Source organism: Sporocytophaga sp. (assembly GCF_017745095.1).
Lineage (GTDB): Bacteria > Bacteroidota > Bacteroidia > Cytophagales > Cytophagaceae > Sporocytophaga.
In genome coordinates this window covers 314,555-328,756 of the sequence record NZ_JAGHZZ010000004.1, presented here as the reverse complement: position 1 = coordinate 328,756, position 14,202 = coordinate 314,555, and the positions used below count along the sequence as shown (strand labels likewise).

Annotated in this window: 12 protein-coding genes; 4 read left to right on the top strand and 8 right to left on the bottom strand. The window is 35.2% G+C overall.

Annotated features, from left to right (window positions below):
• The first annotated feature begins 7 nt into the window (after positions 1–7).
• Both J7604_RS08385 and J7604_RS08380 read left to right on the top strand, forming a co-directional pair.
• The gene (locus J7604_RS08385) at positions 8–586 is read left to right on the top strand and encodes a DUF4230 domain-containing protein (RefSeq protein ID WP_293893995.1); all 579 of its coding nucleotides are present in this window, start codon (positions 8–10) and stop codon (positions 584–586) included.
• Between the two features lie 133 nt (positions 587–719).
• Positions 720–3,029: a PAS domain S-box protein gene (locus J7604_RS08380; RefSeq protein WP_293893992.1), complete on the top strand. Its 2,310-nt coding sequence runs from the start codon at positions 720–722 to the stop codon at positions 3,027–3,029.
• Between the two features lie 40 nt (positions 3,030–3,069).
• Here J7604_RS08380 and J7604_RS08375 read toward each other — a convergent pair whose 3' ends face one another.
• The 4 genes from J7604_RS08375 to meaB are packed head-to-tail and all read right to left on the bottom strand — an operon-like array spanning position 3,070 to position 5,625.
• Positions 3,070–3,279 (bottom strand): TM2 domain-containing protein, encoded by a 210-nt coding sequence (locus tag J7604_RS08375; RefSeq protein WP_293893989.1) that lies wholly within the window; start codon positions 3,277–3,279, stop codon positions 3,070–3,072.
• 15 nt (positions 3,280–3,294) lie between these two features.
• Positions 3,295–3,855, bottom strand: coding sequence for an acyl-CoA thioesterase (locus J7604_RS08370; RefSeq protein WP_293893986.1), 561 nt, complete (start codon positions 3,853–3,855; stop codon positions 3,295–3,297).
• An 8-nt stretch (positions 3,856–3,863) separates the two neighbouring features.
• A complete protein-coding gene (locus J7604_RS08365) occupies positions 3,864–4,580 on the bottom strand; it encodes a phenylalanine 4-monooxygenase (protein ID WP_293893983.1) in 717 nt (238 codons plus the stop codon).
• 55 nt (positions 4,581–4,635) lie between these two features.
• Complete coding sequence (gene meaB / locus J7604_RS08360) at positions 4,636–5,625, bottom strand: methylmalonyl Co-A mutase-associated GTPase MeaB (protein WP_293893980.1); 990 nt, start codon at positions 5,623–5,625, stop codon at positions 4,636–4,638.
• 96 nt (positions 5,626–5,721) lie between these two features.
• On the opposite strand from meaB, the gene J7604_RS08355 reads away from it, so the two are divergent.
• Both J7604_RS08355 and J7604_RS08350 read left to right on the top strand, forming a co-directional pair.
• Positions 5,722–7,023 (top strand): CHASE2 domain-containing protein, encoded by a 1,302-nt coding sequence (locus J7604_RS08355; RefSeq protein ID WP_293893977.1) that lies wholly within the window; start codon positions 5,722–5,724, stop codon positions 7,021–7,023.
• Positions 7,013–7,936, top strand: a complete 924-nt coding sequence (locus tag J7604_RS08350) for a hypothetical protein (RefSeq protein WP_293893974.1) — start codon at positions 7,013–7,015, stop codon at positions 7,934–7,936. Before J7604_RS08355 ends, J7604_RS08350 begins: the two co-directional genes overlap by 11 nt.
• Positions 7,937–7,992: 56 nt before the next feature.
• Here J7604_RS08350 and J7604_RS08345 read toward each other — a convergent pair whose 3' ends face one another.
• The 4 genes from J7604_RS08345 to rpoC all read right to left on the bottom strand — a co-directional run bounded on the left by J7604_RS08345 (position 7,993) and on the right by rpoC (position 14,125).
• Positions 7,993–8,496 (bottom strand): PRC-barrel domain-containing protein, encoded by a 504-nt coding sequence (locus J7604_RS08345; RefSeq protein WP_293893971.1) that lies wholly within the window; start codon positions 8,494–8,496, stop codon positions 7,993–7,995.
• Positions 8,497–8,508: 12 nt separating this feature from the next.
• Positions 8,509–9,159, bottom strand: a complete 651-nt coding sequence (locus J7604_RS08340) for a hypothetical protein (RefSeq protein ID WP_293893968.1) — start codon at positions 9,157–9,159, stop codon at positions 8,509–8,511.
• A 215-nt stretch (positions 9,160–9,374) separates the two neighbouring features.
• Positions 9,375–9,707, bottom strand: coding sequence for a DUF3467 domain-containing protein (locus J7604_RS08335; protein WP_293893965.1), 333 nt, complete (start codon positions 9,705–9,707; stop codon positions 9,375–9,377).
• Positions 9,708–9,805: 98 nt separating this feature from the next.
• Entirely contained in the window at positions 9,806–14,125 is a 4,320-nt protein-coding gene (gene rpoC / locus J7604_RS08330; RefSeq protein ID WP_293893962.1) for a DNA-directed RNA polymerase subunit beta', read from the bottom strand.
• Positions 14,126–14,202 lie beyond the last annotated feature (77 nt).

The following is a 14,202-nucleotide window of genomic DNA, read 5'->3' as shown; positions in this document are numbered from 1 at the left end:
TACTTGTATGAAAAAGATATTAATTTATATATTTCCCTGGTTTTTAGTCCTTTTATTTGGTTTTATCATTTATAAAACTAATTTTAGAAATGAAGAGGAAAGTGATGAGATAAAGACTGTTTCTTCCCACCATCTCATTCAGGAAAGAATAATAAGTTTAGGAAAACTGGAAGTAGTAAAATACTATTTAAAGGATATTGTGGAACACGAGGTACAAAATCCATGGTATCTTCCTGATCCTAAAGCAGTACTTATCGCGAGTGGTGAAGTAGTAGGTTGCATTGATCTTTCACGAATCGATTCGAATGATATAAAATTTTCGGATAACAAAGTTTCGATTCGTTTGCCGCAACCAGAGCTTTGTTATTTTAAAATTAATCATTCTGATTCCAAAGTTTATAGTATAGAGAAAGGACTTTTTCAGGAATCAGAATTAATCGATGCAGCTTATAAAGAAGCTGAAACTCATTTGCAAAAAACCGCACTACAGATGAAAATTATGGATCAGACTAAGGAAAATGCAAAATTGATCCTTAAACCTTTGTTGGAAAAAATATCTGAAAAAGATGTGGAGTTAAGTTTTTAAATCAAATAGTTTTTTTACTCAGCCACCAGAACTTTTCCACAAAATGGGTTAAAATAGTCCACATTCATAACAATTTAGGGAGATAAATGTTTTCCCTGAATTAAATAAAATTTTGACTTAGCTAACAGTTGAAATGAAAGAAGAACTAGTCCAACCAATTACATTCAGCTATTTTTTGAACTTTATCAAAAGCCAGTTTTTGGAAAAGGGGAATAATGAGATAAAGGATTATTTTTTAAATAAAACCTCTGACCAAAAGAGACTTCTTACACAATTGATACTTTTATTCAAGGCTATTAAATGTGAGGGAGACGATCTACTTATTAAAAATATTATTGATTTACTGATCAAATCAGGACTTTCTGTACCTGAGACAGAGGAATTTATATTAAAATACAAAAAACTGCTTATTAAATTTATTTGCCAATATACCTCTGATTCAGAAATCATCTCCACGTTGCTCATTTACCTCCAGGACGCCTTTTATCTTATTGAAAATGAAATTTTCAGAAGAAAGCCTCAACAAACTAAATCAGAAGAACTAAATGATGCCTGTTTATCGATAAATAAAGATGGAAAGATAACTCACTGGAATAAGCAGGCAGAAAGGCTTTTTGGATATCAAGAACAGGAAGTAATAGGGAACTCATTAATTCTCCTTATCCCAGAAAGAATGCAGCAAGAACTAGTGGAAAATGTCATTGCATCCAAAAACAAAAAAATCAAGAAGAAAGATAACAAAGATGAAGTAAAAGTCCTGAATGGTATATTTCCTATCAAAGATCTATCTGGTAATCATATTGCAAGTGGAATTCTACACAATGATGATGTCACGCTTCAGAAAGCTGAGGATAAATTAAAGGAAACAAGAGAACTTATTAATCAGATTGCAGATTCGACTCCAAATGTCCTTTACGTTTTTGATACTAGATATAGAAAAATAGTCTATGTAAATAAAGCTATTACCGAGGTATTAGGTTATACCCCCGAGGAAGTCCGGGAGATGTCTCCGATTCAAATTAAAGCATTGATTCACTCAAAAAATCAAATCAATATCGAAAATTGGGTGGACATGTTTTCAGAACAAGCAAAAGACCAAATACTCGAATCGGAGTGCCGTTTTCTTAATAAAAATGGAGACTGGAGATGGATGAATAAAAGAGAAACTGTATTTCGCAGAGACGAGGATGGCTTGCCAGTTCTTATTTTAGGGATTGTTCAGGATATTACTGAACAGAAAAAAGCACAGGAAAAAGTAAGGAAAAGTAAATCCCTTTTACTCGAAGCACAAGAACTTGCTTGTCTTGGAAACTGGGAATGGGATCTTATTACTAATGAAATTTCATTCTCTGACGAATTATACAAGATGCTGGGGTTTGATCCTATGCAAATTTCTATAAGCTTTAATGATGTTAAAAATAAAGTAGCATTAGATGACTGGACTATTTTTGATGAACGTGCCAAAAATCTCCTAAAAACAGGTATCCCTGTTACATTTGAGCAAAAGGTGATGAAAAATGGTCAGGACAGATACATATATATCAAAGCTAAACCTGTATTTAATGAGAAACGGGAAGTGCTGCGTATTCATGGAATTGCCCAGGATATTACTGATCGGAAAAAAGCTGAAGAAGAAATCCAGAAAGCAAATGATGATCTGAAAAAAGCTCAGGAAGAACTTATTGATAATAATAATCTTCTGGAAGCAAGAGTGAGAGAAAGAACTGAAGAGCTTATCAAAAAAAATGTAGCGTTAGAAAAAATCAATACCGATCTTGATAACTTTGTATATACTGCATCCCACGATCTCAAAGCGCCGATTTCAAATATAGAAGGCCTCATTGCCTCTCTTGACCTTCAGATTGATGCGGAAAACGATGATATTAAATTTATCATCGGATTGATGAAGGTTAGTATCTTAAGATTCAAAGAAACCATTAAAGACTTAACAGAAATTTCAAAAATTCAGAAGAACTTTAATGAGGACGAAACTATTGTCGAATTTGAAGATTTCCTTGAAGATATAAAATTTACTCTTTTAGAAATGATAGTTGGCTCTGAAGCGATTATAGACGCAGACTTCAGCCAGTGTAAAAGAATTTCTTTCAGTAGAAAAAACTTCAAAAGCATTTTATTTAACCTCATCAGTAATGCGATTAAATATCAATCGGCGGAGAGAAAACCTGAGATTTTTATAAAATCATGGATAGACGGAAATTTTGCAGTGATCTCTATTAAAGACAATGGACTTGGTTTTGAGGAAAAAGACAAAGGAAAAATATTTGGCATGTTCAAACGTCTGCATGACCATGTAGATGGGTCAGGTGTTGGATTGTATATAGTTAAAAGAATAATAGAAAATGCAGGTGGAAAAATTGAGGCATTCAGTGAAAAAGGAAAAGGAACTGAGTTTAAAATATATTTCCCGTATAAAGCTAATTAATCATTCTGCTAAAGAATTAAAACATAAATTTCTGATCTTACTACTTATCCCTGTTGACTGGATTGAGTTTAGAAAATATAATCAAAACTAGATCAACAAGCCACCAGAGACCAAAACCTGCAAAAGTCAGAAGCTTCAGCCACCAGTATTTATAACCCAACATCAATCGGTCTATTCCAAACCATCCAAAAAAGAAAGAAACAAGAATAAGAATACTTTTCTTAGGCTGTTCTTTTGTTACTGTATCCATGTAGTTGGTTTCTTGTCAAATATTAAGTTTCAGAACACATCTCTCCTTTTCCAACTTATACAACTCTTCCTCAATAGCCAAATTTGACTTTTCATTATTAAGCTGTTCCTTATACTGAAATTTTAGTTCTTTTCTTTTAATCGCCTCAAGATACCGTCTGACCTCTTCTCTTGTTTCAAGAACCAGGCCTGGAATTTCCTGTAGCTTTCCTTCAAGGTTTTTGGCAACCATTGTAAAATATGAAGTATTAGTATGCTTTACACTTCCAATTGTGACATTTTCTGCAATCACTTTTATGCCAATAATTAATGAAGTATTACCGACATAATTAACCGATGCATGCAGTGAAACCAAATCCCCTACTTCCACTGGTTGTAAAAATTCTACATTGTCTACTGCAACTGTTACACAATACGCCCCGGAATGTTTTGCTGCACATGCGTAAGCAACTTTATCCATGAGGGAAAGAAGAATTCCCCCATGTATTTTGCCTCCGAAATTCGCATAGGAGGGTATCATTAATTCAGTAATTGTAGTCTGTGAAAAACGTACAGACTTAAACAAAGAGGTATCCATTCAATAAATTATATTCTATTCTTCAATTCCTTTTTCACCAGATCCAAACTATTGAATAGCTCTTCATAATTATTAATTACAAAATATCTCTCTTGAAATCTGTTTTTGATATAAGGTGTTTCCATCATTTTGGCAACATTAAAATCGTATTTCGGAACTCCTGCACTCAAAGAATATGCTGTTTCGCTTCTAGAAGACAGTAAGTGAGCTCCATAAATTGTAAGATTTTGATCTGTTGCCTTTATTCCAAATTGAATAGAATGCCAGTATACTCTTTTAAGTAGTGCAATGGCATTATCATTTTCAAGGTATTCAAGTGCAAGTTTACCAAGCCCAGTAAGGTACTCGCAATAAGACGGTATGGTTAACAAGGGAGTATGGCCAATAACATCATGAAAAATATCATAGACATCTTCTTCATGCTCCATTTGCTCAGTATTTCTTATCCATGTTCTGCAAGGATATTTTTTGCTAGCAAGCATACCGATAAACTCTTTGTCATCCACCATATTTTCCAAAGGCACAATTTCCCAATCCGAAAAAGTTTTTATTTTTTTATTTAGACCTTCGAAATCGGGAATATGATCAGCCGGAAAGCCTATTCTTTTGATCCCTTGCAAAACCATATCATCGGCAGTCTCAGGCAAGAATTGAATAATTCTGCTGTAAAGAGTTGTCCAGATTATTTGTTCCTGATCTGTGTAGCTGTAAGATTGTTTAACCATCCTTTTTCAATTTAAATTAATATCCTGGTGTTGTAAAAATATCAAAATATATGCTTTAAAGTCCTTTTCCCTTAAAAATATTAAATAACTGTTTAGCTGCTTCCTGAGCTGGAACCTCTCCCATCATTACGGAATCTTTCATTGTTAGGAAGTTTTTTTGAACTTCCTCATTTTTATAAAACTCATTATGAAGCATCTGATCGATTATTCCAACCAACCAAAAATAATTTTGTTGTCTTCTTTTTTGATTCAGACTTCCATTATTCCTGCTGATATTTTCAGCATCCTTTATATAAGACCAAAGCTCTGCAAGGCCATATTGTGTTTCTGAGGAACAATTGAATACTTTTACGGAATCCTTAGAGAAATAACTAAGGCTTTGTTTTATTGCATTGGCATATTCTAAAGCTCTTTCCATATTTTCTCCATCCGTTTTTGAAACGATAAAGATATCTGCTACTTCCATAATGCCTTTTTTCAATGTCTGTAATTCGTCGCCAGTACCAGATACCAATAGAAGTAAGACGAGGTCAGTCAATTCAGAGATCTTTACCTCAGATTGGCCTACACCAACAGTTTCAATAAAAATTAAATTAAATCCTGCTGCTTCGCAAAGCAGAATAGCTTCCTGGGTTCGAGACGCTACTCCCCCAAGCATACCGCCAGATGCAGAAGGTCTGATAAAAGCATTTGGATGAGAAGAAAGTTTTTCCATTCTTGTTTTATCACCTAAAATGCTCCCTTTACTATATCTACTTGAAGGATCAATTGGAAGGACAGCTATTTTCATGCCTGTATTTACAAGCATGCTACCAAAGCTTTCTATAAAAGCACTTTTTCCTGCTCCCGGCACTCCAGTTATTCCCAATCTCAGGGAATTTCCAGAATGAGGTAATATTTTCCGAATAAGAAGATCTGCCACATCCTGGTCTTCTGGCAAAGAACTTTCTATTAGAGTAATAGCTTTTGAAAGAATTAATCTATCCCCGTTTAAAATTCCATCGTAATACGACTTGAGATCTAGTCGGTTTTTTCTTTGAGACATGCCTGCAAATAAAATACTGACTAAAAATATTCCAATTTAAAATCAGGAAAAAAGTTATTTTTACTAAATGTATCCATTGAAATCCCACTTCACTTTATGAAAAGGAAGATTTTACGAGACTCTATAGGTGCCACCATTTTTACTATGATAGTCCTGTGGATTCTATCTCAAATAGAAATCAATTCTGATGTATTAAATCCGGTATCTAAAACACTTGGGGATTTTCAGATCACTGACCTTTATTTTTCTCAATTCAAAGAAAGTGAAAAAGCGGACACCAATATTGTAATAGTGAATATTGGCGATCTTGACAGGGCCGGTATTGCAGAAATGGTTAACAAAATCAATGCTTTCCATCCTAGAGTTATTGGCATAGATGCTTTTTTCAGAAAACCCAAAGATAAAGATGGAGACTCTTTGCTTGCTAATGCATTTTCAAAAGTAAAAAATCTCGTTCTGGTAAGTAAGGTGAGTAAATGTGATGGAAACATCTGTGATAGTCTTGAAACCAGCCATCCCATGTTCTGCCAATTTGCAGAAACAGGCATGTCCAATATGATATCTGAGGGATATGATAAATTCAAAACTTCAAGGGAGTTCAGTAAATATGAAGTTTACAGGAAGAAAGTAAGACAATATGGGAGTGATAATAAAATGTATTTTGAAAGACAGGTTGATACTATAGAACTTGATTTTGCGGCAAAGTTAGCTCAGTACATCAATCCTGAAGCAGTAAATAATTTATTAAAAAGGAAAGATACTGTTGAGGTCATTAACTTTGCAGGAAACATTGAAATCCATGGCGATGTTAATCCTAATGCATCTATAAAATATTTTGCACTGGATGTAAATCAGTTTTTTGAAATGGAAGATTTATCTTTTATGAAAGATAAAATTGTACTTATGGGATTTCTAGGACCAAATTTTGAAAAAATCACATGGGAAGACCGTTTTTTTACTCCACTAAATATTAATTATATAGGAAAAGCTAATCCTGATATGTATGGAGTAGTAATTCACGCGAATAAGATATCCATGATTTTAAAAGGCAATTATATCAATAATTTCAACTGGATACTCACACTTGTGATTAATTTTATAATCATCTTTTTAAATATCGCTTTATATTCTTATCTCTTTTTAAAACTAGGCCATTGGTTTGATGGGGCAAGCCTGTTTCTTACTTTATTCGAGGCTTTATTAATGATCTTCCTGGTAATTATGATATTTCATCGATTTAACTATAAGATCGATTTTACCTTGGCTACAGTGGCATTATTCTTGACCGGGAACATGACTGAATTATATTACAGCGTTTTAATGCCTGTAATAAACAAATACAAAAAACATTTGCTAAATTTACATATATTCAAAAAAGGACAAGCTTATGAGAACTAAAGCTTTACAAATTATTTGCTTATTATTATTCATTTCAACAACCGTATTTTCCCAGGATAATCTGTTTACTGTATTAGCCAGTAAAGGGGCAAACAAATTTGCCTCATCCGGATCAAATGAGTGGAAGACTATTACACCTGGTAAAAAACTGTTAAAAGATGATAAACTTTCAATTGCTGAAAACGGATACATCGGGCTGGTTCATAAAAGTGGAAAAACCATTGAAATTAAAAAGGCTGGTGTATATGAAGTAGCAAAACTGAATAGTGAAGTTGCGGCTCAGAATAGCTCCATTACAAAAAAATATGTTGATTATGTTACAAGCGAAATCTCAGGCGGAGGCTCTGAGAATATGGCCTCTAACAGACATAAATATATGGATGTTACAGGATCAGTAGAAAGAGATGTACCAGCAATTAAAGTACTTGCTCCAAAAGAATCTTTTGTAATCGGATTAGCAATATTATTAAAATGGAAACCTGTTTCTGGTGCCAAAAGTTATGCAGTTACTGTAAAAAACCTATTTGATGAGCCTGTGTACACTATTGAGGTTGAAAATAACTTTGCAATCCTTGATTTCAGCAAATTAAATATTCAAAAAGATAAGGTATACGGATATCAGATAGAAACAAAAGGCTCTGACCATTTTGCTAAGTTTGAAGGATATTCATTCAAATATCTTCCGGATGATAAAGCTGCGAAAGTGACGAAAGAATCAGAGGAATTGAAAGCTAATCTGAATGAAGAAACAGCTTTAAATAAAATAATTCTGGCAACTTTTTATGAAGACCAGAACTTGTTATTGAATGCCCTTGAATGTTATGAAACAGCTTTAAAACTTGCTCCTGATATTGAAGAATACAAAATTGCATATGGTAGGTTTCTTGACCGACATAAACTGGCAGAAAAATAATAAAAAAAGAAGAGGTTGATATAATATCAACCTCTTCTTTTTTAGGTTATTCCCTACTAAGGATTAGGACTACTAAAATAATGATCGGGATTAGGTGCAAGAAGTGAAGGATCAAATAGGCCCGGTTCATCTGTTATTTCTTTATAATATCCTCTCTTAGTAGGTTCTAAGGCACTTTCTGGGCTAAGAACTTCCCTAAGCGTGTGTTCATAATCCAAAGTTATTATACCACCTCTTACAATCGGGTATCTTAATAAAAGGTCTTTTTCTATTCCTCTCAACAAAAGTTTTTTAAGTGGAGTATTGAACTCACAATGATCAAGAGCTATAAATAGATGTCGTTCCCCTCCCCCGTGGCTTAATTCACTATTAGTAAGAATATCTACGAACTTGGTCTTTCCTTCTATTGGGTCAATAATGATATCAGATAATTTTCCCAAACTCTCATTTTTCTCATTAACAACTTCATACCCGAGGAAGCCTTCTTCATCTACCAGGTTGCTATGCTTCAAACTGCTAAAGCGCACCAAATGTCTTCTCCATTCCAACTCGTCTTCCATTATTCACCTCCTTTATGATGGTTGTTCCATATCATCTATAATATCTGCTACCTCAACAAAAAAATCCTCAACTTTATTTTTCTGTGATTCCACAGATTTATCCGGTGACAAAGAACCGGCCATATTACTTATATTTCTCGAAGCCTTATCAAGTGAAGGATAATTCTCCTTCTGGATTTCAGTCACAACATTGGATGTAGAGGTAAATATTTTTTTCAAATCATCTGGATTGTCTGTCAAAGCAGGATTTTTTATCATATCATTTACCTTTCCATTAAATTCTTTTAATCTCCTTACAACCTCAGGATTACGCTTATTTTCAGTACTTACAGCATTTAATGCCTGAGACATCTTTACAATTGCCTGTAGCGTCACAACATTATCTTTCCCAATTGATTTTTTTGCTTTTTTAGAATTAACAAATTCCTGAAAATCGATAACTCTTTGCTCCTTGTTAAAATTTCCGGGAAGAGAATTAACATCGGCCTTATCACTATCAACAGGAAATGGTTCATAAATAACAATTTCTTCAGCCTCACCTGATGACTGATTGACATCTACTGAGGTCTTTTTGATATATATCCACGCTCCTACCAGAATAAAAACTAAAGCAATTACCCATGGCCAGAAGGATTTTTTTTTATTTCCATTAGTACCTTTCATCCCTATCTCATATATAAAAAAAACCTGACTGAAAAAATATTGGTTCACGATTGCTTACCCTATAAAAAAAGCTCTCCGGAATTTTTCCGGAGAGCTACTGCTGTTTGAAAGATCCATTCTCTATGTCAACCACAACAAAGAGAAGCGAATCTAGCTAATTTATAGATATTTACAACAATCTTAATTAATTATTTTTAATTATCTAAAAAATGAAATCAGGCTTCTCCCATTGTGCCACCAAAATTCATTGGAAATCGGGGGAAATCTTCTGTGTTATTAATTTCTCCGAAAGCCTCTTCATATTTTTTAACATTTTCTTTCAATGCTACAACTAATCTTTTGGCATGCTCCGGTGTAATAACAATCCTAGCTTTTACCTTGGCCTTTGGGACACCAGGCATCAATCTAATGAAGTCAATAACAAACTCACTATTGGAATGAGCAATCATTGCCAGATTAGAATATACTCCTTCTGCTATCTCCTCTGTTAATTCTATGTTAATCTGATTCTGCTCAGTATGCTGATTTTTCTTTTTATCGTCTGCCATGTTTTTTAAATTAAATTCTAAAACTGATATAAAAAATAAGACCTTAGACTTCAATTATTTATGAATGCCTAAGGTCTTTATTATTCTATACTAAAATACTATTTTTCCTGAAGTTCTTCCTTCTTTGAAGCCTGATGAAAAGCCTCTTTAGAAGCTACAAGTTGATCGTATTCTTCTTTAGATCCTACAATGTATGATTGATATTCTCTCTGTCCTGTACCTGCAGGGATCAAGTGACCAACAATAACGTTTTCTTTCAGACCTTGTAGATAATCTACTTTTCCTCTGATTGAAGCTTCGCTCAATACTTTTGTTGTTTCTTGGAATGACGCTGCTGAGATAAAGCTTTCTGTTCCCAAAGAAGCCTGAGTAATACCTTGAAGAGTTGGTCTCGAAACAGCTGCCTCTGCATCTCTTACAGTAACAAGTTTCATATCTTTCCTCTTAAGGCTTGAATTTTCATCTCTTAATCTTCTTGCAGTAACAATCATACCAGGTTTTAGAGTTTCAGAATCACCTGCATCTACTACAACCTTCTTGTCAAGTACACTGTCATTTTCTTCTCTGAATGAGAATTTATCGACAACCTGATTTTGAAGGAAGTTAGTGTCCCCAGCTTCAATGATCTCCACTTTCTGCATCATTTGTCTTACTATAACTTCGCAATGCTTATCATTGATTTTTACACCTTGAAGTCTGTAAACCTCTTGAATTTCATTTACAAGATATTCCTGAACAGCAGTAGGTCCTTTGATTGCAAGGATATCTGAAGGAGTAATAGCACCATCCGATAATGGATAACCTGCTTTTACAAAGTCATTATCCTGAACCAAGATATGCTTAGAAAGAGGTACTAGATATTTCTTTCTTACACCATCTTTAGATTCGATAAAGATTTCTCTGTTACCTCTCTTGATACCACCATATGTTACTACACCGTCAATCTCAGAAACAACAGCCGGGTTTGAAGGATTTCTTGCCTCGAATAACTCTGTTACTCTTGGAAGACCTCCAGTGATATCTCTTGTTTTACCAACAGCTCTCGGGATCTTTGCAAGAATCTGACCAGCCTTAACTTCCTGCTCATTTTCAACAGCAAGGTGTGCTCCCACCGGAATGTTAAATGTTTTTGTTTCACCCTTTTTAGAGTGAACAAGTATCGCAGGGTTTTTAGATTTATCCTTAGTATCAACGATAACTTTCTCTCTGTGTCCTGTTTGCTCATCTGACTCTTCGCGGAAAGTAACACCCTCTACGATAGCTTCAAATTCAATCCTTCCGTCAAACTCAGAAAGAATTACCGCGTTATATGGATCCCAGTTACAAATATCCTGACCTTTGGTTACTTTGTCTCCTTCTTTCACTTTAAGGAAAGCTCCATAAGGAACGTGGTTAGTAATAAGAACTTTTTCATTCTTATCATCCATAATTCTAATTTCACCAGAACGTCCCATCACCACATCAACTCTATCACCTTCGTTATTTGTAGTAACGATAGATTTAACTTCGTCAAATGCAATAATACCTTCAAATTTAGCTTTGATAGACGCATCAACAGCAATGTTAGAAGCAGTACCACCGACGTGGAATGTTCTAAGTGTAAGCTGTGTACCTGGCTCACCAATGGATTGTGCAGCGATAACCCCTACAGCTTCTCCTCTTTCTACCATTCTACCAGTAGCAAGGTTTCTTCCGTAGCATTTAGCACATACACCTCTTCTTGATTCGCAGGTTAATACCGAACGAATCTCTACAGATTCAATAGCTGATTCGTCGATTGTTCTTGCAATATTTTCATCCACTTCTTCTCCAGCTCCAATTACCAATTCATTTGTAAGAGGATCAAAGATATCGTGAACAGTTACTCTACCTAAAATTCTTTCAGAAAGTGGCTCAACAACTTCTTCGTTATCTTTTAGAGCTGTAACCGTAAGTCCTCTTAGAGTACCGCAGTCTGGCTCATTGATAACTACGTCTTGAGCAACGTCTACAAGTCTTCTTGTCAGGTAACCCGCATCCGCAGTTTTAAGAGCTGTATCCGCAAGACCTTTTCTAGCACCGTGTGTAGAAATAAAGTACTCGATAACGTCAAGACCTTCTTTAAAGTTAGAAAGAATTGGGTTTTCAATGATCTCACCGATAGACCCCTGAAGGTTTTTCTGAGGTTTAGCCATAAGACCCCTCATACCACCCAGCTGACGAATCTGTTCTCTAGAACCTCTCGCTCCAGAGTGCATCATCATATAGATGGAGTTGAATCCCTGCTGATCACTCTCAAGCTGCTGCATTAGAGTTTCAGTGATCTGAGAGTTAATCCTTGTCCAAATATCAATTACCTGATTATATCTTTCGTTATCTGTGATCAATCCCATCAGGTAGTTGTTCCAAACAGCATCCACATCTTCTTTCGCCTGAACAACAAGAATATTCTTAGCATCCGGAACTTTAACGTCAGAAAGACCAATAGAAAGTCCTCCTCTAAATGCTGACATAAATCCTAGTTGTTTAATATCATCTAGGAAATGTGCTGTTCTTGAGTTACCGGCTACTTTGAATACGTGTCCGATAATCTGCTGAAGTTTTTTCTTGGTTAAAAGTTCATTGATATAACCTACTTCTTCTGGAACAAGCAAGTTGAATAAAACTCTACCTGCAACAGTGTCGATTAGCTTTTTATCTAGTTCACCATTTTCATTTCTCACGTTTACACGCACTTTAATGTGCGCATGCTGAGAAAGTCTACCCTCATTCAAGGCAATCACAACCTCTTCCGGTCCATAGAACACCTTGCCTTCTCCAAGCACTGGATATTCAGGAGTTGATTTTCTTCCTTTGGTTACATAGTACAGACCAAGAACCATGTCCTGTGATGGTACTGTAATAGGAGCACCGTTTGCAGGGTTAAGGATATTATGAGAAGCAAGCATTAATACTGATGCTTCAAGGATAGCTTCCTGACCTAGAGGTACGTGAACCGCCATCTGGTCACCGTCAAAGTCGGCGTTGAACGCAGTACACACAAGCGGATGCAACTGAATCGCTTTACCTTCTATAAGTTTAGGCTGGAAAGCCTGGATACCTAATCTGTGAAGCGTTGGAGCACGGTTTAGTAATACAGGGTGTCCTTTCAATACATTTTCAAGGATATCCCATACTACAGGATCTTTTCTATCAACAATTTTCTTAGCAGACTTAACAGTCTTAACAATTCCTCTTTCAATCAGTTTTCTTATAATAAATGGCTTGAACAATTCAGCAGCCATGTCTTTAGGAAGACCGCACTCATGAAGTTTCAACTCAGGACCAACAACGATAACCGAACGACCAGAATAGTCAACCCTTTTACCAAGTAAGTTTTGACGGAAACGACCTTGCTTACCTTTAAGCATATCACTTAAAGACTTTAATGCTCTGTTACCTTCAGCTCTTACAGCATTAACTTTTCTAGAGTTGTCGAATAGGGAATCAACAGCCTCCTGAAGCATACGCTTCTCATTTCTAAGAATAACTTCAGGTGCTTTTATTTCAATAAGTCTTTTCAGACGGTTATTTCTGATAATAACTCTTCTGTATAGGTCATTTAAGTCAGAAGTTGCAAAACGACCACCATCAAGAGGTACAAGAGGACGAAGTTCTGGAGGAATAACAGGAACCATTCTAACAACCATCCATTCAGGTTTGTTCTCAATACGAGTTCTTGCATCTCTGAAAGCCTCTACGACTTTAAGTCTTTTTAAAGCTTCTGCTTTTCTTTGCTGAGAAGTATCGTTTGCGGCAGCATGTCTTAAGCTATAAGAAAGCTCATCAAGTTTAATTCTTGATAAAAGCATTTCCAGAGCATCAGCACCCATTTTTGCAATAAACTTATTCGGATCCTCATCATCAAGCATTTGGTTTTCTCTTGGAAGTTTATCCAGGATATCCAAATACTCATCTTCTGTCAAGAAGTCAAGATAGTTGATACCATCTTCAGATTTTACACCTGACTGAATTACAACATATCTTTCATAGTAAATAATCTGATCAAGTTTTTTAGTAGGTAAACCTAATAAGTAACCAATTTTATTTGGTAAAGATCTAAAATACCAGATATGAGCAACTGGAACAACAAGTTCAATGTGTCCCATTCTTTCCCTTCTAACTTTTTTCTCAGTTACTTCAACCCCACATCTGTCACAGATAATACCTTTATATCTAATTCTTTTGTATTTACCGCAATGACACTCCCAATCTTTCACAGGACCAAATATTCTTTCGCAGAATAGTCCACCCATTTCAGGTTTGTAGGTTCTGTAATTGATCGTCTCCGGTTGCGTTACTTCTCCATGAGAGCTTTCCAAAATGGATTCAGGTGAAGCAAGGCTAATGGTGACTTTTGAGAAGTCCTGATTTAATTTTTTATTTTTTCTGAAAGCCATCTTTTAGGTTTTATATCCTGAAACAAACTTAAAAAAATATGAATAGCTGCCGGTTTAAATCCGGCAGCTTTGGTTAA